The organism is Megalodesulfovibrio paquesii, from assembly GCF_054653055.1.
This window is the reverse complement of the sequence record NZ_BAAIGQ010000003.1, coordinates 1-22,864: the sequence shown is the minus strand read 5'-3', so window position 1 is coordinate 22,864 and position 22,864 is coordinate 1. Positions and strand designations below refer to the sequence as shown.

The window sequence follows — 22,864 nt, the reverse complement described above, 5'->3', positions numbered from 1 at the left end:
GGTCATGACCCCGATGGCCACTCCGGATCCGGAACGCACTTCCGCGGGGCAGGTGGCGCCCGTCATCTCGGGCCTGCCCGGCTCGGCGCGTTTTCTGTTCCGCAGCTTCAAACGCATCCTGGCCGGCAACACGGCGGCCCTGGAGCGCATGGCCCAGATGGACCAGGCCCTGGGCGGGGAGTACATTTTCGATCAGGCCTTCCTCGATAGCGCCGTGCGCGATTTGTGCGACCTCTGTCACCGCGTGGCCTATCACCTGAACGGCATGACCGGCGAGGATCGGCTGGCCCTCTACGACGCCTTCCAGACCATCAAGGACGGCCTGGAAGACATTCTGGCCGGCGGCATGGGCCCCCTGGCCGACCGGCCCGTGCTGCCCTTTGTGGAAATTGGCTGGGAGATGGAGCCACTGGTGGGCCTGGCCGGGGTGGGCCTGGCCGTGCTGGGGCATAAAATGGGCCTGCCCGCGCCCGAGGGGCTGGCCGTGACCGTGACCGGCATGCGCGCCCTGGGCCAGGGCCGGGACGAGACCGTGCTGCCGGCGTTGCATGAGGCACTGGCCACCCTTGCGAGAACTTCCGGCAATGCTGCAGCAGCCCTGGAACTGACCCTCATCGCCACCAGCGGCGACGCGGCCCGCGGGGTGCTCCCCGGCCAGGCCCTGGCCTGCGCCGGGGCCGCCAGTCCGGCCGAGGCCGAGGCGGTGTTGCGGACCTTTGCCGAAGTGTTCGGGACGGCGGATCCGGCCTCCTCCATTTCCCCGGATCCTTCGGCCCTGGCCGTCTGCATCACCCGCAAACTTCCGGCCATGCTTCGCGGCTCCCTGCAGACCCTGGCCCACGATCCCTTTCTGCCCCCGGCCATGCTGGCCATCGCCCATCCGCCGGATGATCCCGAGGGCGGGGACCGGTATTGGCTCTCCCGCGCCGCGCCGCATGCCTGCCTGCGCTGCCGCATCGCCCCAAAAACGCCAAAAACGGCGGGAACGGCTGACGCCACCCTGCTCCCTGGCCTGCCGCCCGCGTCCGCTCCCGTAACCGCCCTGACCCTGGGGCGGGATGGCCTGCTGCGCGGCTCGTCCTGGCTTCTGCCGGCCCACACGGCCCATCTGGCGGAACTGGGGCTGGCTGCGGAACGCGCCCTGGGCGGGCCGGCCGTGCTGCACTGGGCCCTGGCGCCCACGGGTGCGCTGCAGATCACCAGCGTGGAGCCCATCACCGCGCCGTTTCCGGAGTGGGATCCGGCCTGGGAGACGGAAGACACCCCGCCCGCCGCCTCAGCCACGGTGCGGCTGCAGGGCGGACAGATCGCCTGCCATGGCGTGGCTGCCGGACCGGTTGTGCTGGTGGATGACGATACCGCGCCCGAGGCCGTGCCCCTGGGCGCGGTGGGTGTGGCCCAGGCAGCCACGCCAGGGCTCTCCCGCCTGGTGCCGCGGCTGGCCGCGTTGCTGACGGAAGTGGGATCCGCAGCCAGCCATCTGGCCACCGTGGCCCGCGAACATCGCACCCCGGCCCTGTTCGGCCTGGCCGGAGCCATGGCCCTGGCCCAGGGGGCGCTAGATGGCCAGAACAGTCAGGACAGTCAGAACGGCCAGGGCGCCATGGTCACGGTGGATGCCGAACAGCAGCGCGTTTACGCCGGGGTCCAGGAAACCCTGCTCCGACAGGCGGCCATGGAACACGTCCAGACCGTGGCCACGCCGGAATTTCTGACCCTGCGCCGGCTCCTGCGCTACATCCGTCCCCTGAATCTGGTGGACCCTGCCGCCGCCACCTTCAGCCCGGAACACTGCCAGACCCTGCACGACATCCTGCATTACGCCCACGAAACCGCCGTGGACCGCCTCCTGGGCGTGGCGCCGGCCAGCCGCACCTTTTCCACCAAGGCCAGGCAGAAGCGTGACCGCACAGACAGCGCGGCCGATCCTGCCGGCCAGGGCGACCTCGACGCTCCCCACCGGCTGGATGAAGACTCGCCCTTTGCGTTGGATATCGTCGATCTTGGCGACGGTCTCGCCCCCCACATCCACACGGCGGACAGTGTTGTCCGGCTGGAGGACGTGCGCAGCCTGCCCCTGCGGGCCTTTCTGGAAGGCCTGCTGCGCCGGGAAGTCCGCCGCCAGGAACCCGGCCGGCTCTCCCTGGGGGACATCATGGCCGGCCTGGGCCGCACCTCCCGCGCCCTGCAGGCCCCGCCCCAGGCCGTGGGCCGCAACCTGGCCCTGGCCGCCCGGGATTACGCCAACATCACCCTGCGCCTGGGCTATCATTTTTCCGTGGTGGACGCCGTGCTCTCGCCCCGGCCGGAGCACACTTTCCTGTACTTCCGCTATGCCGGCGGCTTTGCCGACGACGATCGCCGCATCCGCCGGGCCCGGTTCATCCAGGGTATCCTGCACCGGCTGCGCTTCAAGGTCTCGTTGCAGGGGGATCTGGTGGTCGGCAAGCGCAAGCTGCTGGAGCAGGCCGAGGCCGAACGGCTCTTGCGCGTCCTCGGCGCGCTCTCGGCCTTCACCCGCCAGCTGGACGTGGAGCTGACCTCCGATGTCGAGGCCGACCGTCAGGCCCGCGTCTTTCTGGACGCCTGCCGCGAGACTGGGATCATGGATCCTGCCCCCTCGGGAGACACGGCATGAACGCCCGCACCCTGCTCCATCCCCGACAGGTCCTGCAGGCCCTGCGCCGCCTCTGGCAGCGTCACCGGGCCGATCAGACCGAAACGGCCGGGCGCTGGCTCAAGGCCCGCTACCACATCTTCCGCATCCTGCTCGCAGACAACGAACGCGCCCTGCTGGGCATGGCCGAGCTGGACAGGCTGCTGCAGGAACAGGACCCCGCCCGGCTCCAGGCCACGGCAGAAGACCTGGTTGAAATCATTCTGGAGATGATCGACGGCCTGAACCGGCTCACGGGATCCGCCTATCCCGGCCTGTATCTGCGGCTGGACGCCGTGCGCCGGCAGCTGGACGCGGCCCTGGAGCGCTACCACCATGCCCCGGCAGGGCGCTGGCTGCCCCTGGAACAGCTCACGGCCGCGCAGCGCGAACAGGCTGGCGGCAAGGCCCTGCCCCTGGCCCTGCTGCGGCGGGTCGGCCTGCCCGTGCCGGCCGCAGCAGTCGTCACCCGCCAGGCCTGCCGGGAGTATCTGCGGGCCGCGCGTCTGGATGCGCGCCTGACCGCCTCCCTGGAGCAAGCCTTCATGCACCAGGGCCAATTGCGTCGGGCGGAAGGTGGGGAAGGACCAGACGGGGCGGCCCTGGCAGCGCTGGCGGCCAAAGCCCAGGCCATGATCCGGGCCTCCTCCCCTGCGCCGGGTTTTGCCGCGGCCCTGCGGGAACTGTGGGATTGGCTGAGGCAGCAGCAACAGGGGGAAGCCGCGCCGCTGCTGGCCGTGCGCAGCAGCGCCGTCAGCGAGGATGGCGCCGAACACTCCTTTGCCGGGCAGTATGCCAGCGTGCTGGGGGTGGGCAGCCCCGAGGCCCTGGTGGAGGCCTTCAAGACGGTCCTGGCCAGCGCCTTTTCCGAACGCGCCCTGGCCTATGGGCTGGCAGCGAATGCACAAGGCGGGACGAGCGGCCGCGATCCCCTGGATATGGCCGTGCTTTGCCAGCGGATGATCAGTCCGCGCACGGCCGGCGTGCTGTTCACCAGGGACCCCCTGGATTCGGCCAGCGGCCGGATGCTGGTCACGGCCGTGCCGGGCCTGGGCGAACTGGCCGTCTCCGGCCGGGCTCCGGCGGATGTGTTCCGCCCTGCCCGCGAGCCCGGAGCCGAGGCCATCGAATCCACCCCTGCGGAGCTTGCCCGCAAAACGCTGCGGCTGGTGCTGGACCACGCAGGCGGAACCCGGCTGGAGCACATCGCCCCGGAAGACGCCGCGGCCACGGCGCCCCTGCTCTCCCCGGCCGAGCTGGCCGCCCTGCGCGACCATGCCCTGCGCATCGAGGCTCTGGGCGACGGACCCCAGGATATTGAATGGGCCATTGACGAGTCTGGCGCCATCTGGATCCTGCAGGCCCGCCCGGCCCGCCCGGCCCGCCCGGCCCGTCTGACCAATCTGACCAATCTGACCAATCTGGCAAATCTGGCAAAACTGGCAAAACGCAGCCGACCGGCCAGCAGCACCAGTGCGGCCATGCCTGTCGAAGCGTCCGCCCTCCCCTTGCTGCAGGGCGGGGCGCCGGCCTCGCCGGGCAAGGGCGTGGGCCGGCTGGTGGTGGTGCGCAGCGCCGCGGAGCTGACCCGGGCGGCCCAAGCCCCGCGGCCCGTGGTCCTGGCCCTGCATCAGAGTCTGGTGGACGCGGCCTCCCTCATTCCCGACACCGCCGCCGTGCTGGTGGACCTGGGCAATCCTCTGGACCATCTGGCCTGCGTGGCGCGCGAGCGGGGCATTCCCATGCTCACCGGCCTGGGCGCGGCCACCACGGCCCTGCCCGCCGCGCTGCGGCAGGCCGGCGCGGGCGATTGGGTGCTGGTGGACGCCGGGGAGGGCGTGGTCTATCCGGCCAAGGCCTCGCTCTGGGAGAGCATGCCGGCAGCGCCCCGGCCGGTCACCGCCGAGGACGCAACGGACGGCGAGGCTTCCGGGAGAATTGCATCCGGAAGCCTGCGCGCCGTGCGGGAACTGGCCCTGACCCTGCACCTGACCGACGCCTACGGCCCCACCTTCTCCATTCTCGAATGCCGAAGCCTGCACGATCTCGTCCGTTTTGTGCACGAAAAGGCGGTGCTGGCCCTCTTTCACACCGGAGACGCCATCACCGAGGACGTCTTCCACCTCGTTCACCGGCTGCAGGATGACATCGGGCTACAGTTTTTCATCATCGACCTGGGCGGGGGCCTGGCCCCGGAAAGCGGCAGGGAGATCCGCCAGGATCAGCTGCGCAGCGAACCCCTCGCCGCGCTGTGCCAGGGCATGGCCACGCCGGGCCTGCGCTGGCGGGGGCCGCCGCCGATTCTGGGTGTTTCCGGGCTGTTGAACCGCAGTCTGGTGGATGCGGGCGGGGAACGGCCCCTGGGCAATCCGAATTACGCCCTCATCTCCCGGGACTATCTGAACCTCAACGCGCGGGTGGATTATCATTTTGTGATGATCGACGCCGTGTGCGGGGCCAATCCACGGGAAAACGCCGTCCGCTTCCGCTTCAAGGGCGGCGGCACCACGGCCGTGCAACGGGTCCGCCGGGCGCGCTGCGTGGAACGGATCCTGCGCGAGGAAGGCTTTTACGCCACCCGGCAGGAGGACATGATCACCGGCCAGTTTGGCGAAGGGCCGCGGGAGATGGTGCGGGAAAAGCTCGCCCTGCTCGGCCGGCTCCTGGGCTTCACCCGGCTGCTGGACGCCGTGATGATCGACGACGCCATGCCCGACCGCGTGGCCGAGGCCTTCCTGCAGCAGGATTACGCCCTGGAGCGCCTGGCTACGGCGCTGCAGCAGGGAGAGCGGGGGTAACTGCCTACGCCCGACACTACACGTCGATTTTGAAGCCCAGTTCAACGTCGCAGGCCGCCTGGCCACCACGGATCCCCCAGTTCTCCGGCGTGATTTCGCGAAGCAGAATCTTGATGTGATCCGCCGGAATGCCAAACGCCTGCAGGTTGGTCACAATGGCGCGATACAACGCGCGCTTTGCGTCCAGGGATCTTCCGGCAAAGCAGTCGATGCTGATGTGTGTATACCATTCCGGCTTCTCGCGCTCCGGCGGGCAGGCAAAGCGGTGCGGTTCATGCACCAGCAGGCGCACATTGCGGTCATTGGGCTTGATCTTGAAGCTCTCCCGAAGCGCGGTATGCACCGCTTCCATGATGCCTTCTTCCGTCTCGCGTGGATAAGCTTGCCGAACTTCAATCAACACGCTTGGCATGGTGCTCTCCTTGTGCGTTGTTTCCCCCGCGCTCACACCTGATGAAAACGCAGGGCCGGCAGCTCCAGGGCGGTGAGCAGGCCGTCGTTGGTGTCGCCCATGGTTTCCAGGCCGATGAGCCCCGGCGCGACCAGGGGCGTGGCCAGGGGGACGTGGCCAAAGACCAGGGTTTCGCCGGTGCGGGCGTGTCGCTCGGCCCAGCCCTGGGCATCCACCTGCCGGCGGGCCAGGAAGGCCTCCAGGGTGCCCAGATCGGCCGCGCAGAATTCGGCCGTACAGGGATCGATCTCCGCCGGCAATGCCCCGTGAAAAAAAAGATATCCCGGCATGCGGCAGCAGGGGGCCAGCTGGCGCAAGAAGGTCCGGTGGGACTCTGGCAGGGGGCTCAGGCCCGGCCCCTGGACGGCGCCATAGCTGTCCAGGGTGGCCTGAAAGCCCATGACCCGCAGGTAGCGCAGGTCTTCGGCGTCCCGGGTTTCATCGTAGCGCAGCAGGGCGGCCTCGTGGTTGCCCAGGAGAAAGACCGTGTCCGGCCGCATCTGGCGCAGGGTCAGGAGCGTTTCCAGCACCTCGCGCGTCTGCGGACCCTTGTTCACGTAGTCGCCCAGAAAAATCAGCTGGGCCGGCGCGTCGTCCGCCCGTTCCAGCTGGCCCAGCCGCCGGAGCAGCCGTTGCAGCCGATCCTGCCGGCCGTGAATGTCGCCGATGACGAACCGTCGTCGCGTGGGGTCTTCACGTTGAAGCGCCATGAGGGTGCATCCGGATGCTGGCCTTGGGATGGTGGTATGATGTATGCTTGTCGCCTGACGCCGGGCCGGTGTTCACCATGCGATCAACACCGGCCCGGCGTCAAGCGCGCCCGCGCCCAATACCCAGACTGCCCCCCGGAGGAGTCATGCGCTATCTGCAGCTGGAGACCACAGACCCCGCCTTCAATCTGGCGGTGGAGGAATGGATTCTGCGCCATGCCGAGGAAGACGTCTTCATGCTCTGGCGCAACGCGCCATCCATCATCGTTGGCCGCAACCAGAACACCCGGGCCCAGATCAACGAGGCCTTTGTGCAGGAACGCGGCATTCCCGTGGTGCGTCGCCTGAGCGGTGGCGGCGCGGTGTTTCATGATCTGGGCAACGTCAACTTCACCTTCATCAGTGTGAGCGGCGACGGTGCCATGGACTTTCAGCGTTTCACCGCGCCCATTGTCCAGGCCCTGCAGGGCATGGGCGTGGCCTGCAGCTTTGAGGGCCGCAACGACCTGGTGATCGACGGCAAAAAAATCTCCGGCAATGCCCAATACATGCATCAGAACAAGGTGCTGCATCACGGCACCCTGCTCTTTGCCGCCACCATGACCGACCTTTCCGGGGCCCTGCGCGTCAATGCCGAAAAATACAAGGACAAGGCCGTGCAGAGCGTGGCCAAACGCGTGACCAACATCGCCGCCCACCTGCCCGAGCCCATGGAGGTGGAGGTCTTCATGGACCGGCTGATGCGCGATGTTGCAGGCGATGTCGCAAGCAATACCGGGCCGGGCACCCTGCGCCTGACCCCCGAAGAGGCCCGCCACGCCGGACTCCTGGCCGATCGCAAATACCGGGCCTGGGACTGGAACTACGGGGCCTCGCCGGCCTATGCCTTTTCCCGCGTCACCCGCACCCCCGGCGGATTGCTGGAAGTGCATCTGGACACGGACAACGGCCTCATCACCGCCGCGCGCCTGCTGGGGGACTTCTTCGGCCGGCGGGACATCGCCGGGCTGGAAGCCCTGCTGCCCGGCTGCCGCCACGAGCGGGAGGCCCTGCAGACCCGCCTGGCCGATCTCCCCATCGAGGACTACCTGCGCGGCGTGACCCTGGCGGAACTGCTGGACTGCATGTTCTGAAACGCGCCAGGACAGGAACACCCCCGCCGGCACCGCTGTTCGTTTTTTGCGCAATGCCCCTTTCCGGGACACCGCCAGGGCCGGAACCGTGGGCGACCAACAGGAGCACAAAACGACAAGCCACTGATATTTCATTACAAATAAACTGGCGCGCCGAGGCACAGCCTTTGCTTTCTTCTGGAAAAGCCCACCCTTATCCAGGAGTTCCAGCCAATGAATGCAGCGGAAAAAGCCTCTGCCGTCCTTGCCCGGATGACCAACGATGCCGGCAGCGTCTTCAAACCCTATCTGAACTTCACCAAGACCATCGGTGAGTTCGCCAACATCGACCACAAGACCCAGGAACTCATCCTCGTGGCCTGCGCCATGATGTCCCAGTGCGAGATGTGCATCTCCCTGCACGTACAGGGCGCGGCCAGCCTCGGGGCCAGCAAGGAGGAAATCATGCAGGCGGCCATGCTGGCCATCTCCATGGGCGGTTCCCCCAAGGTGATGTACATGAAGTACGTCTTTGAAGAGCTGGACGACCTGTTCTAGTGTGACGTCTTCGAAATAAGAGGTTGTTTCCATTATCTTATTTCGCAAAGGACCGCCCGCCAGCGCAAACAGGGGGACCGCATGCAGATGCGATCCCCCTGCGGGCCCTGACGTGACGGCTGCCCGGCCACCACGCCGAAGCCCCGTGCCGCCGGCCGAGACGACACACTGGACGAAGCCGCGTGCGGCCTCGAAATTTGCCCGGCGAATCCCCCGCTAGAACAGGGCGTCTCCGCTGACATTGCCCAGGCCGGGGTGGATGTCGAAGCGGACCACCCCCACGGGCACCTTTACCGATTCAGCCACCCGCGCCGTGCCGATGTTGCCGAACCCGCCGCACAGCTCAATGGCCACAATGCCTTCCTCGGCCACCAGTTTTTTGGCCACTTCCACGGCCTGCTCGTAACTGGAAACGGCCACTGCCAGCAGGTTGACCTTGGGAGTACGGGTCCAGCTGCGGTGGGCCTCGGGATCTGCCTCCGGAGCAATGAACATGAACGCGGCCTTGAGGGTATCCATGGCGTTTCTCCTTGCAGCGGTCAGGCTGCCGTTGATTTGAACAATCCCAGCCCCCTGGCCTGGGCCAGCACGCGGGGCACGTCCACCACCCAGGGGCCGTCCGTGCGCAGCCGGACCCGGGCCGTGCTGCCGCGGTGCACTTCCACCTCGCGTTCGCCGTCCAGTGCCAGCAGGCAGGGGGAGCGCGAGACGGTGAACAGCACCCCGGGCTGCATCTCGATGGTACCGCGAATCCCCACGCGGGCAAAGCGTCCAGGGGCGATGGCCGCCTGCACGCTGGTGGCGCACTGGGCGGCCGGCCCCAGCTCCAGGGCCAGGCCGCGGGCTTCGTGCGGGGCGATGTGCATGAGCTGCCCGCCGATGCTGGAAAGGCCGATGGTATCCGCGCTGCAGCGGGTGAGAAACAATTGCGGGACCTTGTCCATATCCCAGACTGCGCGGGAGGCGATGAACAAATCCTCGTACACGGCAATGTCCACCAGGGCGATATCCACGGGCGTTTCATCCACCAGCACCTCAAACATGGTGGCCCGGCGGCAGGTCTTGGATTTGGGCAGCGCCCCGGAGGCGGCCACCCCCGCGGCCAGGCCGGCCACGGTGGCTTCCACCATCACCGGGAACACGTTGTTGGTGCCCGTGGACAGGGGCAGGATGGGCACATGCAGGCTGCCCTTGCAGGCGGCCCGGCTGGTGCCGTCCCCGCCAAGCACCACCATCACGTCTGCGCCCAGGGTTTCCATGATGCCGGCCGCGGTGACCGTATCCTCCTGGCTCTGGCGCAGGGGCATTTCGATGGGCGTGACAGGCATGGACAGCTCCACGGCCTGCAGGGCGCGCGGGACGATGCCGTAGCCGTCCGGCATGTACAGGACCTTCTGCACGCCTGCGGCCTCCAGGCCCAGAAGCAGCCGGCGGACCATGCGGACTTTTTCCTGATTGTCGAACACGCTGCCGTGGGCAATCAGACGGCGGATGTCCTTGCCTGAGGCCGGGTTGGCCAGAATCGCCACTGTGCTCACAGGATTCTCCCGTCTGGAACGCAGGCCGCGCCATAAGGGGCGGCCTGCGTTCCATGTGGATGCGAGGCGTGCTAGCGGATGGACTTCACAGCCTTGACGATGTCTGCAGCATTGGGGATGAAGGCCTGCTCCAGGGGCGGGGTAAAGGGCACCGGGGAGAACGGCGCGGCCACCCGGCGCACGGGGGCGTCCAGGTAGTCCAGGGCCTGTTCCGCCACCTGGGCCACAATTTCCGCGCCAGGGCCGGCAAAGCCCACGGCCTCGTGGGCCACCACCAGGGCGTGCGTCTTTTTGACGGATTCGAGGATGGTTGCCGTATCCAGGGGCTGGAGGCAGCGGGGGTCCACCACTTCCACGCTCAGGCCGTCCTTGGCCAGGGTTTCGGCGGCTTCCAGGGCGCTGTGGACCATCAGGGAGGTGGCCACGATGGTCACGTCCGAGCCTTCGCGCTTCACGTCGGCCTTGCCGAAGTCGATGGTGTAGGCTTCTTCGGGCACTTCGCCCTCCACGCCGTACAGGAGCTTGTGCTCCAGGAAGATCACTGGGTTATCATCGCGAATGGCGCTGATGAGCATGCCCTTGGCGTCATAGGGGGTGGACGGGATGACCACCTTCACACCGGGCATGTGCATGAACCAGGCTTCCAGGGACTGGGAATGCTGGGCTGCCGCGCCAATGCCCGCACCCTGGGGCATGCGCAGGGTCATGGGCACCTTGGCCTTGCCGCCGAACATGTAGCGCATCTTGGCGGCCTGGTTGAAGAGCTGGTCCAGGGCCACGCCGATGAAGTCCACGAACATCAGTTCCGCCACGGGCCGGAGCCCGCTGGCCGCAGCGCCTGTGGCCGCACCCACGATGACGCTTTCCGTGATGGGCGTATCCATGACGCGGGCTTCCCCAAAGCGGCTGAACAAGCCCTGGGTGACGCCAAAGCAGCCGCCAAAGGCCCCCACGTCCTCGCCGATGATGAACACATTCTCGTCGCGTTCCATTTCCTGCAGCAACGCCTGGTTGAGCGCCTGCAAGTAGCTGATCTTGGCCATGCTATCGTCTCCGTTGTGCAAAAGGTGGAATGGCGCGCCTAGGCGTAGATGTCTGCCGTGAGCTCCGCGACGTCGGGGAAGGGGCTTTGTTCGGCAAAGTCCACGGCCTGCTTCACTTCCTCGGCAATGTCCGCGGCAATCTTGTCCAGCTCGGCCTGGGTGGCCACGCCGGATTCCACAAGCTTGGCGGCAAAGCGGGGGATGGGATCCTTGGCCATCCAGGCTTCCAGCTCTTCGGTGCAGCGGTAGGTGCAGGCGTCGCCCTCAAAGTGGCCGCGCCAACGGTAGGTCTTGCATTCCACCAGGGAGGGGCCTTCGCCCTTGCGGGCCCGGCGCACGGCCTCGCCCACGGCTTCGTACACGGCCAGCACATCGTTGCCGTCCACCACCACGCCGGGCATGTCATAGGCTGCGGCGCGGTCGGCAATGTCCGTGACGGCCATGGACTTGCATTGCGGGCAGGAGATGCCATAGCCATTGTTTTCATTCACAAAGACCAGCGGCAATTTCCAGCAGCTGGCCAGGTTCAGGGCTTCCTGGGTGGTGCCCTGGTTGGACGCGCCATCGCCAAAGAAGCAGATGGTCACTTCGTCGGTCTTTCTGTACTTGGAGGCCAGGGCCGCGCCGGCCGCCAGGGGGCCGCCGCCGCCCACAATGCCATTGGCGCCGAGGATGCCGAGATCAAAGTCGGCAATGTGCATGGAGCCGCCCTTGCCCTTGCAGTAGCCGGTCTTGCGGCCGAAGATCTCGGCCATCATCAGCTTGAGGTCCCCGCCCTTGGCCAGCAGGTGGCCGTGGCCGCGGTGGGTGCTGGTGATCTTGTCGTGCCTGGTGAGATTGGCGCAAGTGCCGGTGGCCACGGCCTCCTCGCCCAGGTACAGGTGCACAAAGCCGGGAATCTTGCCTGCGGCGAAGAACTCCTGCAGCTTGGTTTCGAACAAGCGGATCTTGTTCATGGTGATGTACATGCCCATGAGGGTCTTCTTGTCAGGACTGCTCATCGCGTTCACCTCCGGTATTGCTTCCCGCCAGGCAGCGGGCGACGGTTCCAGTTGTTTCGGAATCAGACGATTCCAGGTCCACAGACACGGTCAGGCAGGCGCAGGCCACCACAATATCGCTCACGCCGGGGCCAAAGCAGGGCACCTCCAGCCCGGGCACGCGCATGCCGCCGGGCACGGCCCTGAAGGATTTGGTGCCAATGGGCACGGCGGCCGTCACGGCCGCTTCCTCCACCTGGGCCGGATCCGGCGCGGCAATCTCCACGTGCACATGCACGCCGGTGAAGGTGCCGGTGGCAATGCCGCAAATCTCCGCCAGGCCGCACAGGCAGGAGCGGGAGATGGCGTCCTTGACCGCGCGCACGGCGGCCTTGGTCATGTCTGCGCCGTGCAGGTCGGCGCCGTAGCCGAGTTCAATGGCAAAGCGTTTTCTGGCCATGGCAATCTCCTTCACGCAAACGTCAAGCCAACGTCACGCCCCTGGCCGGCATCAGGCCAGCATGAGGGCCGGGGTTTCCAGCATGTCCGCCAGGGTGCGCAGGAAGGTCATGGCCGGGCCGCCATCGGTGACCATGTGGTTGAAGGTGAGGGAAAGGGTCATGCACTTGCGGATGGCGATGCTGCCGCCCACCACGCCGGGCTTTTCCACCACGCGGCCCACGCCCAGGATGCCGGTTTCCGGCGGGTTCAGGATGGGGGTGAAGCCGTCCACACCCATCATGCTGACATTGCTGATGGTGAAGGTGCCGCCGGAGATCTCGTCCATGCTCAGGCCGCCCTTGCGGGCGCGGGTGGCGGCGTCGCGGACCTTGGCCTTGAGATCTTCCAGACCGAAGGTGTCGGCGTTCTTGATGTTGGGCACGATGAGCCCGTCGGGCAGGGAGACGGCCACACCCAGATGCACGTGTTCGTGCACGTGGATGCCGTCGTCCTGCAGGGTGGAGTTCATGATGGGATTCTTCTTGAGCGCCCGGCAGACGGCGTAGGCAATGATATCGTTATAGGAAAGTTTGTAATCGGGATTTTTCTTGTTGCGGGCCAGCAGGGTTTCGCGCAGCTCCACCATGGCCGTGACGTCTGCTTCCACAAAACAGGTCAGCTGGGCCGCGCCCTGGAGGCTGGCCATCATGTTGTCGGCAATGATCTTGCGGATGCCGGACATGGGGATGACGCTGCCGGGTTGCGGACCGGCCGGCCTGGCTGCAGTCGCCGCCGCAGGAGCGGCGGGAGCGGCAGGGGCAGACGCGGCAGGGGTGGCGGGCTTTTGCTGCTGGGCGGCAAAGTTGGGGTTCATGGCCCGCAGGATGTCCGCCTTGGTGATCTTGCCACCCTCCCCCGTGCCCATGCCGGCGAGCATGGCCAGGTCGATGCCCTTTTCCCTGGCAAAGGCGATGGCCTGGGGGCTGGCGTTCACGGCCGGGCCGGCGGCCTCTGCATCGCGGACGTCCTTTTCCGTGACCATGCCGTCGGGGCCGGTCCCGGTCACTGCGCCAAGGCGCACGCCCAGCTCTCTGGCCACGCGACGGGCCGCCGGGGTGGCGCGGACGAACTTGCCGTCATCCACGGCCTCCTGTTGGGCAGCGGCTGCCGGAGCGTTGGCAGCCGCTGCGTCACCCGCAGCCGTGGAGGCGGCAGCGGGCGCAGCGCCGCCCTCTGCCCGCTGGGGCGTCTCGCCAGGAGCGGCGATAATGGCGATGAGCGCCTGCACAGGGGCCACTTCCCCGGCCGGCACCACGATCTGAAACAGCACGCCCGTGCCCGGCGCTTCCACCGAGTTGGTGATCTTGTCGGTTTCCACTTCCAACAGCGGCTCCCCGGCCTGGACCGGCTCGCCCTCGGCCTTGAGCCAGCGTGCTATCTTGCCTTCCTTCATGGTCAGGCCCCATTTGGGCATGATCACCTGATGCGCCATGGCGAAAACTCCTCTGGTTGCAAATCCCGTGAGTGCGAATCCTGCATAAGGCCCGCTGTGCAGGCCGGACTTGAACGCATGTGCAAGCGGGGAATAGCAACCAAAGTGCCAAGGACATCTACCTAAAATAACATTGATTTCACCATCTGTTTTGCCCGCGGGGCAACTGCGCTGTTCGATTTCGGAACACTTCAGGGCAACCGGCGGCAACATGACCGCGTTTGACAATTTTCTCGATTGACCCAAAATCCCCCCCGCGGTATTGCCCGATAACCCCGGTTGAAAATTGCCCAGCGCAGTATTGTTATTCGACAATGTTCACCCGGGAACGGGAGGCGCCATGTTCACATTGCAGCGTAACGGCGATGTGTTCCGCATCCACAAGGAAGACCTGGGCGCGACCGCAAGCGGCGCAGGCAGTTCCGGCAGGACGCAAGAATCCGGCCCGTCTGATCAGGCCGTCCCAACGCCAGACATGCGAACCCCTGGCCTGCGCGCGGCCGGCCGCGTGCACTTCCGCCAGTGGGAGCAGTTCATGCGCACCGGCACCCTGACGGTGACGGACTGCGATCCCCACATCCTGGATTCCTGGAAACGCTGCCGTGACTGGCAGGTGGACCCCTCCCCTCGCAGCTGCTGGGACTTTACCCCCGTGGATCAGCTGGAGGCCTTTGCCAGCACCTTCCAGCGCATCGCCGGCACCGTGGAACGCCGGATTTACGAAGCCATCAAGGGACGGAACCTGCTCATGACCGTGGCCGACCACCACGGCCGGCTGGTCCGTACCTGTGGCGACGTGGACACCCTGCGCAAGGCCGACAAGCTCAACTTCGGCCCTGGCGCCAACTGGGCCGAAACCAGCGTGGGCACCAATGCCATCGGCACTTCCATCGTCACCGGCCGGCCCATGCAGGTCTTTGCCGAGGAGCATTACTGCCAGAGCCATCATTCCTGGTGCTGCACTGCGGCGCCCATTCTTGATCCTCACGGCAGCGTCTGGGGGTGCTTTGACATCTCCGGCCCCACGGACTCGGACCATTCCCAGTCCCTGCGACTGGTCATGGAAGCCGCCAGGGAGCTGGAACGGCAGCTGAGCAGCGCCTATTTGCAGGAGCTGGAATACAAGTCCCGCTCGCTCATTTCCGCCGTGTTCAACGCCGTGCTTACGGGAGTGCTGACCGTGGACGAGCACGGCCGCATCACCAACGCCAACCAGGCCGCTGCGGCGCTCCTGGGCCTGGAGCTGGACGCCCTGCGCGGCCGTCTGGCAGATTCCCTGCTGGATTATCGGGCCTTTGTTACCCGGCAGCGGGCACAACCCTCCAATGGCGAGGCCATGACCATTGCCTGCTGGAAGAATCCGCAGCTCATCGCCCGGGCGGCCCTGGTGTCCAGCGAAAACGGCAAGTGGGGGCACACCATCGTCACCCTGACCGAGCCGCAGCGGACCCGCCCGGCCAGCACCCCCAGCCACCGCGCTGCCACGCAGGCGGCGTACACACCCCCGACCACCGCTACCGGCACCACTGCCGACGCGGGCTTTGCAAAAATCATCGGCCACAGCCCTGCCCTGCTCCTGGCCATCAAAAAGGCCCGCCAGGCCGCCAAAACACCCTCCACGGTGCTGCTTTGCGGCGAAACCGGCACCGGCAAGGAGCTTTTTGCCCAGGGCATCCATCAGGCCAGCGCGCGGGCGGGCGGGCCTTTTGTGGCGGTGAATTGCGGTGCCCTGGCCCGGGAACTGGCCCAGAGCGAGTTGTTCGGCTACCGGGCCGGCTCCTTCACCGGTGCGGATGACAAGGGCCGCATCGGCAAGTTTGAGCAGGCCCACCGAGGCACGCTGTTTCTGGACGAGATTTCCGAAATGCCCCTGGAACTGCAGGTGAATCTGCTGCGGCCGCTGGAAGAGCGTTGCGTGGTCCGGGTGGGGGGCGCCAAAAGCCGCACCCTGGATGTGAAAGTGGTGGCCGCCACCAACAAAGACTTGTTCGAACTTGTGGAACAGGGCTTGTTCCGCGAGGATCTGTATTACCGCATCAATGTTGTGGCCATCCAGATTCCCCCCCTGCGCGAACGGCCGGAGGATATCCCCCTGCTGGTGGAACACCATGCCCGGCGGCTTTGCGCGGCCTTCCGGCTGCCGTTCGAAGGCATTGCGCCCGAGGCCATGTGTGCGCTGTGCGACCACCACTGGCCCGGCAATGTCCGGGAGCTGATCAACTGCATCGAAGCTGCCGTGAATCTGATGGAAGACGGCCTGTTGCGTCTGGACGACTTGCCGGCGCGGATTCTTGCAGGCCGCAGGCCAGCTCCGGCCATGCTCTCCGCCGCCTTTTCCACCAGAGGCGAGGCGGCATTTCCGGCTGTGCCAGGCCCGGCCCCGGCGCAGGACCTGCTCCAAGGGTTGCCGCAGGGGTTACCACATAGTCTGACCCTGGAAAACGTGGCCGAAGGCACCATCCGCGCCGCCCTGGAGCGCCACGGCGGGAACATCAGCCAGACCGCCAGGGCCCTGGGCATTGGCCGCAACACCCTGTACGCCAAGATGCGCAAGTTCGGCATCTGCTGACCAGCGTCGCTGCCCCCTCCCCTGCCGCCTACTGCCGCACTGCGCGCCCCGCAATGAGGGCTGCCGGCACGGCGTGCAGATTGGCGGCCAGGGGGACACTTTCCCGGCCCAGATGCAGCACCAGGCCGCGCACGAACCGATCCGGCGCAGCGGCGGCCAGGACCTTGAGGCCGGCCGCATCCCGCGTGGTGACCGTGGCAGAAGCCTTCACTTCCAGCCCCACCAGCCGGCCGGCTGCATCCTCCAGGACAATATCCACCTCCCGGCCGGCATGGGTGCGCCAGTGCCACAACCGTACCCGGCCCTCGCTCCATTGCGTCTGGCGGGCCAGTTCGCCGGCCACCGCGGCTTCCAGGAGGGAGCCGAGGAGTTTGCGGTCCTGGTCCAGCCGTTCCGGGGTCAGGCCCAACAGATGCGCAGCCAGTCCGGAATCCGCAACCATCAGCTTGCCGGCCTTCACCTCGCGCTGCCCCAGATTGGCCGACCAGGCCGGCAGCTCCCAGAGCAGAAACGTGGCCTCCAGCAGCGCCAGATACCGTTTGAAGGTGGTTTGCGGCATGCCCAGATCCGCAGCCATGGCCGCATGGTTGCACAGGCCGGCGTTGCGGGCCGCCGCCAGCCGCAGCAGCCGGGGCAACGCCGTCAGATCCTGTATGGCCGCCAGCTCCCGGACATCTCGCTCCAGAATGGCGGTGAGGGTGGACTCAAACCACGCCCCGCGCCGTTTGGGTGTGGGGCGGGCCACGGCTTCGGGGTACCCGCCCATTAGCAGACGCGACACCAGATCCGGCTCTTCTCCCGGAATCCTGGCCGGAGCGGCCGCCGGCTGCCAGGCCGGATCGAACACATCATCCAGGAACGAGTCCTGCCGGCCCTGCAGCTCGCCCCAGGAGAGCGGCCAAAGAGTCAGCGTTTCCATGCGTCCGGCCAGGGACTCCGAGACCTCCCGCACGGCCATGATATCCGCCGAGCCCGTGAGCAGCCAGGCGCCGGGCCGTCGCTCCCGGTCCACGGCCTCCTTGATGGCCGGCAACAGCGCCGGAGCCTTCTGCACCTCGTCAATGATGGCCCCGCCGGAGGCACCCTGCGTCAGGCCGGCAACAAATCCCGAGGGATCCCGGCGGGCTGCATCAAGCATGGCGGCGTTGTCCAGAGTCAGATAGGGCCGGGTCTCGGTCTCAAACTGCCGGGCCAGGGTCGTCTTGCCCACCTGCCGGGCTCCCCTGAGGTGCACCACCGGCGTGTCGGCCATGGCTTCTTGGATGGCAGCGGAAAGGAAGCGTGAATACATGGCTGAAAATTAGCCGGTTGGCGGATGAATTTCAACCACCGCCTGGATGTTTTTCATCAAAACTCGGTTTTTTTTGAAATTTCCATATAATACTAGCTTATTGCGAGTCCGGGCTTGGGGGGCTGGGGGCAAGGCCCCCAGTACAGGGCCGCAGGCCCGCAGGTCTGTTCTTCAGCAGGCAACGCCTGCCCCCTCAAAGAATGCTTGTCCGGCGATATCACGTTTGCTGGGTAAAATCTGAGAGACGCCGGGCTCTCTTCTTATGTGTAGCAAGTTGTTAAGACAAGTTTTAGAGTCCCGGATCCTCAATGGCGGCGCGGGTTCCCAGGCGTCTGTGTCCGGCGATATCACGCCATGGTGTCCCCTGTTCGCACGTTGCCCTGTCCGGTGATTTCACGTGGCTTGTCCTGTGATTTCACGCTGTTCGGACTGCGGATGTCCGGCGATATCACGCTGTCTGTCCGGTGATTTCACGCCGTCAAGGCGGCCGGGTTTCCCTCTGTCCGGTGATTTCACGTCGTCAAAATATATAACAATCTGGAATTTCACGAAATCTGCTTCTGTGAATTTTTTAGGGCCACCTGCTGCTGTCCGGTGATTTCACGTCATGTTCAGGAGTGTCCGGTGATTTCACGCAGCCTTGCCGGAGGAAGGTGGACAGTGTCCGGCGATTTCACGTCATTTCGGCAGACCCTGGCCAGGGAGAAACGCTTCCGCCGGCCGGGACGGCGGCGGCTGTCCGGTGATTTCACGCTGCCGGTCCATTTGACACCCACTGGCAGGACCGGGATGGGATCGAGTGTCCGGTGATTTCACGTCACCCAGCCTTCCGGAAAGGCTCGCGGCGCGACGTCCGGCGATTTCACGTCATCTTCCCAGGCCCCGACAAGGAGGAATGAGTTCCTCCAGATGTCCGGCGATTTCACGTCAGCGGTCAAGCAGGCACTGTTTCCGCCTTGTCAAACTTCCGGAGTTGTCCGGCGATTTCACGTCGCCCCGCCCTACTCCTGGCCCTACTCCTGGCCTGGCCCCGTCTCCCGTATGTGACGTCCGGCGATTTCACGCTGCGATCACCAGAAAATACCCAGGCTTTTGCCCTTGGGGATGATTTTTTCGATGGCCCCGACCTTGAGCAGCTCATTGAAGACCCGGTCCTGAAAGGCGTGCTTGAACTTGCGCATTTCCTGATAGTTGCCGCCCCACATGGCAAAGAGGGTTTCCCAGGTGGTCCAGAAGGGGGACTGGTTGGCCATCAGGAAGGCCTGAAAGGCCATGGCCAGCTGGTTCTGTCCCAGGGCCAGCCGGGCTTCCATGTTCACGTAGCTCCAGCTGTCGATGCCGAAGAAGGACCAGAGCACCTTGGAAAGCTCCAGGGCGTACAACTCCCGCGTTTCCTCGATCATGGCCTGCGGGGCCAGGGCGCCCTGATAGCGGAATTTGCGGCTGCCGTTTTCCGTTTCCCCGGACACGGCAATGCGCACCTGGGTGCCGGAGATGCGGTCGATGAAGGAATTGAGCCAGGCATAGTCCCGGCTGCTGCCCTGCTTGCGCATGCGACGCAGGAACTCCTTGCCGGAAAAGGCGGCGATGAGGTCCTCCCGGTTTTTGGCAAACTGCAGGAGCACCAGCCAGCCGGTCAGATCATTCTGATCCAGCTGATAGTTCCGAAAGGACATTTCCATGTTCTGGATGTTCAGCACGGGCACGGGCTGCCAGTCCGGAAAATGCGGGCGGCGCCCCTTGGCCGTGGGGCGGAACAGCAGGGACTTGGCCGCCAGGTTGGGCATGACGCTCTGCTGCTGATACAGTTTGAGCTGCACAAAGCGGGTCATGCGGTCTTTTTGCTGCAGTTCCGCAATCTTGGCTGTACGGTCCGTCATGATCGATCTCTCCTGACCCTGGAAACCTGGGAAGTCCGGGAACCCTTGGAAGCCTGGGGGGGCTAGTAGCCGCGGTCGGCAAGGTATTGATGCAGCGCCCTGCTGACCACGGCCGAGGCCTTTTCCTCCTCATGGAAGGCATAGGCCCTGAGCCGCTGCACCAAGTGCTCGTCCAGACTGAAGGATTTGACGTGCTTGCCGATTTTCGGCTTGGCCGCCCTGCCCTGCCGGGCTTCGCGCAGTTCCGTGCGCGGCGTGCCCGGAAGCGCGTCGGGGTACGCGCCGGGCTCGGTGTCACGCATGGCCCCGCCCGCTCCGCCCGCTCCGACGGGCACGGCCGGTGCGGGTTTTGGCGTGCCGCGGGGGGTATCCAGGGTGTTCTTGATGAAGCGGTCGCCTTCGGTGGCGAGGGGATTGTTGCCGAGTCCCATGGCTAGGTCCTCCTCTTGAGAATGTCGCGCGCCAGCATGGCGTAATCGTAGGCGCCGTTGCATTCCGGGTCGTACTCGAAGATGGTTTTGCCGAAGCTGGGAGCCTCGGCGAGTTTGACGTTGTCCCGGATGGGGGTGAGCACGTCGTCGCCGAACTCGTGGCGCATGGCCTTGAGGGCGTCGCGATTGAGGGTCTTGCGCTTGTCGTACAGCGTGGGGACCACGCCCATGACCGTGAGGCCGGGATTGAGCTCCTCGCGGACCTCGGCCAGGGTCTTCTTGATGAGCACCAGCCCGTCCAGGGAGAAGAACTCGCACTGGGCGATGATGAGCACATGCGTGGCCGCGGTAAAAGCATTCACGGAGAGCAGCCCCAAATTGGGCGGGCAATCCACCAGAACGTATTCATAGCCGAACTGCTCGGCCGTGCGGAGCCCCTTGGTCAGGAGACGCTCGCGGCCAATCTTGGTGGCAAAGGTCACATCGGCGTCGGCCAGGCGGACGCTGCTGGGGATAAGGTCAAAGGCCGCGCCCTCCACGGCCACCTGTTCAAAGGGAACCGTGCCAGCCAGAAACTCAAAGGTGCTCTGTCGGTTGTCGCCATCCACGGCGCAGGCGCGGGTGAGGTTCCGCTGCGGGTCCATGTCCACCAACAGGGGTTTGACGCCGGACTCGCGGTGCAGCGCAGCGCCCAGGTTCAGGGCGGTGGTGGTCTTGCCGACGCCCCCTTTCTGGTTGGCAATGGCGAGGATGTTCACGCGGGGTCCTTCATAATGTAGAAATTAATAAAAATGAAAATTGGCATCAGGCCGTCTGCCGGCCACCAGATAAACGGGACGGTAGCACGGCTCGCAGTGGCCGACAATAAATATTTTCTAGATAATTTCCACATTGTGAACTTACGCATTATGAATTATGATTTTATGAAATATTAGGCATAATCTTCCGTTTTTATTCGTATTAATAATTCATAATTGATGCAATGTGAATTAATAATTCACAAGTAGCGAAATATCAACTCAGAAATTCACAGGATGAGCGGCCGGAGTCCGTGTGCGAGGCCACGCTGAGGCGGAGCCCGGGGGGGGGCTTCATAACGAATGATTTATCAAATGTTAAATTATGAATCTAAAAAAATTATGAACGGCCGCTCAAAAAAATATGCCCCGCACAATCCGCTTGACCTGTCTATGGCTTCACCCTGCAGCACGCCGGGATCAACCCGCTGCAGGAGGGCAGGGCGTTCCTGCCGCCTGCAGCCTATGGCACTGCAGGAGGTGCATTGTGTTGAAGTCGCAGACATTGCAGAAGTCACTGAAGTCAACTGTCGCCATGGTCCCTCGCCTGGCGCCCAGGATAGACAACTCGGGGGTGATGCACCTGCCGGCCCCGCCGCAGGTCGTGTTTCCCTTGCTGTGTCCGATCCGGGAATACGACTGGATCCGCGGCTTGGAATGCCGGCTCCTCCACAGCGCGTCGGGCGTGGCTGAGCTGGATTGCCTCTTTGAAACAGACATGCCCGGCGAGGAAGGCCGGCTCTGGCAGGTCAGCCGGTACGAGCCGCCACAGCGTATTGAGTTTGTCTGTTTTCTGCATGACCGCGCCACCGTGGCCATGCGTCTTTCCCTGACGGAACGCCCGGATGGCGGCTCGGACATGGCCTGGCGCATCGTGGTGACGGCGCTGGGCGAAACTGGTGAGACGGCCATGGCACAGTTCAACGGCCCGCGCCTGGCCGAGCGCATGGGCCGGCTGGAAACGCAATTGCGCCACTATCTTGAAACAGGGAACATGTTGTAGGAACCACGCAGCACGCGGGGAGGGCGTCCGACGGCGCTCTCTCCCGTGAGAAAGGTGCGCTGCCGGCCCCCGCAACTTCGGGAGGCCTCAGGAGGACGGGCATGCAGTGGACAGTGGGGCGTCTGGCCAAACGCTTCGGGCTCTCCCGCAGCACGCTGTTGTATTATGACGGCATCGGCCTGTTGCGTCCGCAGGGTCGGGCGGCAGGCGAATACCGCACCTATGGCGAGGCCGAGGCGGCGCGGCTGGAACGCATCTGCCTGTACCGCCGGGCCGGGCTGACGTTAGAGCAGATCAAGACCGTGCTGGATGCGCCGGATCCCGCGGATACAGCCAGAACGGCGGTGCTCACCGCCCGGTTGCAGGCCCTGCAGCAGGAGCAGGCCGGGCTGCGGGCGCAGGAGCGGCTCATTGCCGGACTGCTGCATCTGCCGGTGGCGCAGGTCGGGGCCGGACGCATCGGCACCATCGGCAGCATAGACAGTATAGACAAGGCCGCCTTTACCGCGCTCCTGGAGGCCGCAGGGCTGAGCCGGGAGGACCAGCGGCGGTTTCATCAGGAGTTGGAAGCGTGCAACCCGGCAGCGCATCGGCGGTTGCTGGGTCTGCTGGGCCTGGACGCCGAGGCCGTGGACGCCGTGCTGCGCTGGACGCGGGCGGGCACAGCAGCGGAGCAGGAAAAAGAGTAGGGGAGGGGAGCAGGAAACTCGCCGGCTCCCCGCTCAGGCGGCTACTCCGGCAGGATCAGTTCGCGGCCGAAGGGCAGATGCCCGGGGGCCATGCGGTCCTTGAGGTTCACGCCGCTTTCCTGCACGCGGAAGGCCTCCTCCACCAGATAGCACAGCTTGCGCACGCCTTCGAGGAGGCTGAGCCCGCCGCGACGGACATTGGAGATGCAGTTGCGGGCTTCGTCCGTGGTACCGGGGCGGGGGTTCCAGGTCAGGTACACGCCCATGGAGTCCGGCGAACTCAGGCCGGGACGCTCGCCAATCAGAATGACGGAGAGTCGGGCCCGCTGCAGTTCGCCAATCTCATCGGCCACGGCCACCCGGCCGTTGTGCACCACGCAGACAGCTCCCACGCGCAGCCCTGCCGGTTCCAGGGCGGCAAGAAA

General features: G+C 65.6%; 20 protein-coding genes. 7 read left to right on the top strand and 13 right to left on the bottom strand.

The genetic code is table 11. The features are described from left to right. Window positions 1-4: 4 nt before the first annotated feature. Together ACYQ00_RS02315 and ACYQ00_RS02310 are read left to right on the top strand one after the other, a co-directional pair. Window positions 5-2,638, top strand: a complete 2,634-nt coding sequence (locus ACYQ00_RS02315) for a PEP-utilizing enzyme (protein WP_460030600.1) — start codon at window positions 5-7, stop codon at window positions 2,636-2,638. Next, a complete protein-coding gene (locus ACYQ00_RS02310) occupies window positions 2,635-5,454 on the top strand; it encodes a PEP/pyruvate-binding domain-containing protein (RefSeq protein ID WP_460030599.1) in 2,820 nt (939 codons plus the stop codon). Before ACYQ00_RS02315 ends, ACYQ00_RS02310 begins: the two co-directional genes overlap by 4 nt. Before the next feature lie 16 nt (window positions 5,455-5,470). Here the strand turns inward: ACYQ00_RS02310 and ACYQ00_RS02305 are convergent, their stop codons facing one another. Together ACYQ00_RS02305 and ACYQ00_RS02300 are read right to left on the bottom strand one after the other, a co-directional pair. Beyond that, window positions 5,471-5,866: a tautomerase family protein gene (locus tag ACYQ00_RS02305; RefSeq protein ID WP_460030598.1), complete on the bottom strand. Its 396-nt coding sequence runs from the start codon at window positions 5,864-5,866 to the stop codon at window positions 5,471-5,473. 32 nt (window positions 5,867-5,898) lie between these two features. After that, window positions 5,899-6,615, bottom strand: coding sequence for a metallophosphoesterase (locus tag ACYQ00_RS02300; protein WP_460030597.1), 717 nt, complete (start codon window positions 6,613-6,615; stop codon window positions 5,899-5,901). Between the two features lie 146 nt (window positions 6,616-6,761). Between ACYQ00_RS02300 and lplA the strand changes: the two genes are divergently transcribed. Both lplA and ACYQ00_RS02290 read left to right on the top strand, forming a co-directional pair. Further along, window positions 6,762-7,748, top strand: coding sequence for a lipoate--protein ligase (lplA, locus tag ACYQ00_RS02295; RefSeq protein WP_460030596.1), 987 nt, complete (start codon window positions 6,762-6,764; stop codon window positions 7,746-7,748). 213 nt (window positions 7,749-7,961) lie between these two features. Next, complete coding sequence (locus ACYQ00_RS02290; protein ID WP_460030595.1) at window positions 7,962-8,285, top strand: carboxymuconolactone decarboxylase family protein; 324 nt, start codon at window positions 7,962-7,964, stop codon at window positions 8,283-8,285. Window positions 8,286-8,501: 216 nt separating this feature from the next. Here ACYQ00_RS02290 and ACYQ00_RS02285 read toward each other — a convergent pair whose 3' ends face one another. The 6 genes from ACYQ00_RS02285 to ACYQ00_RS02260 all read right to left on the bottom strand — a co-directional run bounded on the left by ACYQ00_RS02285 (window position 8,502) and on the right by ACYQ00_RS02260 (window position 13,779). Next, complete coding sequence (locus tag ACYQ00_RS02285; RefSeq protein ID WP_460030594.1) at window positions 8,502-8,804, bottom strand: DUF6506 family protein; 303 nt, start codon at window positions 8,802-8,804, stop codon at window positions 8,502-8,504. A 20-nt stretch (window positions 8,805-8,824) separates the two neighbouring features. After that, entirely contained in the window at window positions 8,825-9,823 is a 999-nt protein-coding gene (locus ACYQ00_RS02280; RefSeq protein ID WP_460030593.1) for an NAD(+)/NADH kinase, read from the bottom strand. 71 nt (window positions 9,824-9,894) lie between these two features. Further along, on the bottom strand, window positions 9,895-10,866 hold the full coding sequence (locus ACYQ00_RS02275) for an alpha-ketoacid dehydrogenase subunit beta (protein WP_460030592.1): 972 nt from the start codon (window positions 10,864-10,866) through the stop codon (window positions 9,895-9,897). Window positions 10,867-10,904: 38 nt separating this feature from the next. Beyond that, entirely contained in the window at window positions 10,905-11,867 is a 963-nt protein-coding gene (locus ACYQ00_RS02270) for a thiamine pyrophosphate-dependent dehydrogenase E1 component subunit alpha (RefSeq protein WP_460030591.1), read from the bottom strand. Further along, the gene (locus ACYQ00_RS02265) at window positions 11,854-12,306 is read right to left on the bottom strand and encodes a Lin0512 family protein (protein ID WP_460030590.1); all 453 of its coding nucleotides are present in this window, start codon (window positions 12,304-12,306) and stop codon (window positions 11,854-11,856) included. Before ACYQ00_RS02265 ends, ACYQ00_RS02270 begins: the two co-directional genes overlap by 14 nt. Before the next feature lie 51 nt (window positions 12,307-12,357). Continuing rightward, entirely contained in the window at window positions 12,358-13,779 is a 1,422-nt protein-coding gene (locus ACYQ00_RS02260) for a dihydrolipoamide acetyltransferase family protein (RefSeq protein WP_460030589.1), read from the bottom strand. Window positions 13,780-14,119: 340 nt separating this feature from the next. Here ACYQ00_RS02260 and ACYQ00_RS02255 point away from each other — a divergent pair, with 340 nt between their 5' ends. After that, window positions 14,120-16,348, top strand: coding sequence for a sigma-54-dependent Fis family transcriptional regulator (locus ACYQ00_RS02255; protein ID WP_460030588.1), 2,229 nt, complete (start codon window positions 14,120-14,122; stop codon window positions 16,346-16,348). A gap of 28 nt (window positions 16,349-16,376) precedes the next feature. Here the strand turns inward: ACYQ00_RS02255 and ACYQ00_RS02250 are convergent, their stop codons facing one another. The 4 genes from ACYQ00_RS02250 to ACYQ00_RS02235 form a co-directional block, all read right to left on the bottom strand. Then, window positions 16,377-17,639 carry an ATP-binding protein gene (locus ACYQ00_RS02250; RefSeq protein ID WP_460030587.1) on the bottom strand — a complete coding sequence of 421 codons (1,263 nt, stop codon included), beginning with the start codon at window positions 17,637-17,639 and terminating at the stop codon, window positions 16,377-16,379. Window positions 17,640-18,709: 1,070 nt separating this feature from the next. Then, window positions 18,710-19,519: a hypothetical protein gene (locus ACYQ00_RS02245; RefSeq protein ID WP_460030586.1), complete on the bottom strand. Its 810-nt coding sequence runs from the start codon at window positions 19,517-19,519 to the stop codon at window positions 18,710-18,712. 62 nt (window positions 19,520-19,581) lie between these two features. Further along, window positions 19,582-19,950 (bottom strand): hypothetical protein, encoded by a 369-nt coding sequence (locus ACYQ00_RS02240; protein WP_460030585.1) that lies wholly within the window; start codon window positions 19,948-19,950, stop codon window positions 19,582-19,584. Between the two features lie 2 nt (window positions 19,951-19,952). Next, a complete protein-coding gene (locus tag ACYQ00_RS02235) occupies window positions 19,953-20,708 on the bottom strand; it encodes a ParA family protein (protein WP_460030584.1) in 756 nt (251 codons plus the stop codon). A gap of 574 nt (window positions 20,709-21,282) precedes the next feature. On the opposite strand from ACYQ00_RS02235, the gene ACYQ00_RS02230 reads away from it, so the two are divergent. Both ACYQ00_RS02230 and ACYQ00_RS02225 read left to right on the top strand, forming a co-directional pair. Next, complete coding sequence (locus ACYQ00_RS02230; protein WP_460030583.1) at window positions 21,283-21,750, top strand: SRPBCC family protein; 468 nt, start codon at window positions 21,283-21,285, stop codon at window positions 21,748-21,750. A 101-nt stretch (window positions 21,751-21,851) separates the two neighbouring features. Beyond that, complete coding sequence (locus ACYQ00_RS02225) at window positions 21,852-22,439, top strand: MerR family transcriptional regulator (RefSeq protein ID WP_460030582.1); 588 nt, start codon at window positions 21,852-21,854, stop codon at window positions 22,437-22,439. Between the two features lie 41 nt (window positions 22,440-22,480). On the opposite strand, the gene ACYQ00_RS02220 is transcribed toward ACYQ00_RS02225, so the two are convergent. Next, window positions 22,481-22,864, bottom strand: a 384-nt coding sequence (locus ACYQ00_RS02220) for an ethanolamine ammonia-lyase light chain EutC (RefSeq protein ID WP_460030581.1), incomplete at its 5' end; no start/stop codon positions are given.

Coding starts and splice junctions, on each gene's coding strand:
- ACYQ00_RS02250 (WP_460030587.1), bottom strand. CDS start 17,639: ATGTATTCACGCTTCCTTTCCGCTGCCATCCAAGAAGCCATGGCCGAC.
- ACYQ00_RS02270 (WP_460030591.1), bottom strand. CDS start 11,867: ATGAGCAGTCCTGACAAGAAGACCCTCATGGGCATGTACATCACCATG.
- lplA (WP_460030596.1), top strand. CDS start 6,762: ATGCGCTATCTGCAGCTGGAGACCACAGACCCCGCCTTCAATCTGGCG.
- ACYQ00_RS02310 (WP_460030599.1), top strand. CDS start 2,635: ATGAACGCCCGCACCCTGCTCCATCCCCGACAGGTCCTGCAGGCCCTG.
- ACYQ00_RS02305 (WP_460030598.1), bottom strand. CDS start 5,866: ATGCCAAGCGTGTTGATTGAAGTTCGGCAAGCTTATCCACGCGAGACG.
- ACYQ00_RS02240 (WP_460030585.1), bottom strand. CDS start 19,950: ATGGGACTCGGCAACAATCCCCTCGCCACCGAAGGCGACCGCTTCATC.
- ACYQ00_RS02285 (WP_460030594.1), bottom strand. CDS start 8,804: ATGGATACCCTCAAGGCCGCGTTCATGTTCATTGCTCCGGAGGCAGAT.
- ACYQ00_RS02300 (WP_460030597.1), bottom strand. CDS start 6,615: ATGGCGCTTCAACGTGAAGACCCCACGCGACGACGGTTCGTCATCGGC.
- ACYQ00_RS02265 (WP_460030590.1), bottom strand. CDS start 12,306: ATGGCCAGAAAACGCTTTGCCATTGAACTCGGCTACGGCGCCGACCTG.
- ACYQ00_RS02230 (WP_460030583.1), top strand. CDS start 21,283: ATGGTCCCTCGCCTGGCGCCCAGGATAGACAACTCGGGGGTGATGCAC.
- ACYQ00_RS02225 (WP_460030582.1), top strand. CDS start 21,852: ATGCAGTGGACAGTGGGGCGTCTGGCCAAACGCTTCGGGCTCTCCCGC.
- ACYQ00_RS02245 (WP_460030586.1), bottom strand. CDS start 19,519: ATGACGGACCGTACAGCCAAGATTGCGGAACTGCAGCAAAAAGACCGC.
- ACYQ00_RS02260 (WP_460030589.1), bottom strand. CDS start 13,779: ATGGCGCATCAGGTGATCATGCCCAAATGGGGCCTGACCATGAAGGAA.
- ACYQ00_RS02255 (WP_460030588.1), top strand. CDS start 14,120: ATGTTCACATTGCAGCGTAACGGCGATGTGTTCCGCATCCACAAGGAA.
- ACYQ00_RS02315 (WP_460030600.1), top strand. CDS start 5: ATGACCCCGATGGCCACTCCGGATCCGGAACGCACTTCCGCGGGGCAG.
- ACYQ00_RS02275 (WP_460030592.1), bottom strand. CDS start 10,866: ATGGCCAAGATCAGCTACTTGCAGGCGCTCAACCAGGCGTTGCTGCAG.
- ACYQ00_RS02290 (WP_460030595.1), top strand. CDS start 7,962: ATGAATGCAGCGGAAAAAGCCTCTGCCGTCCTTGCCCGGATGACCAAC.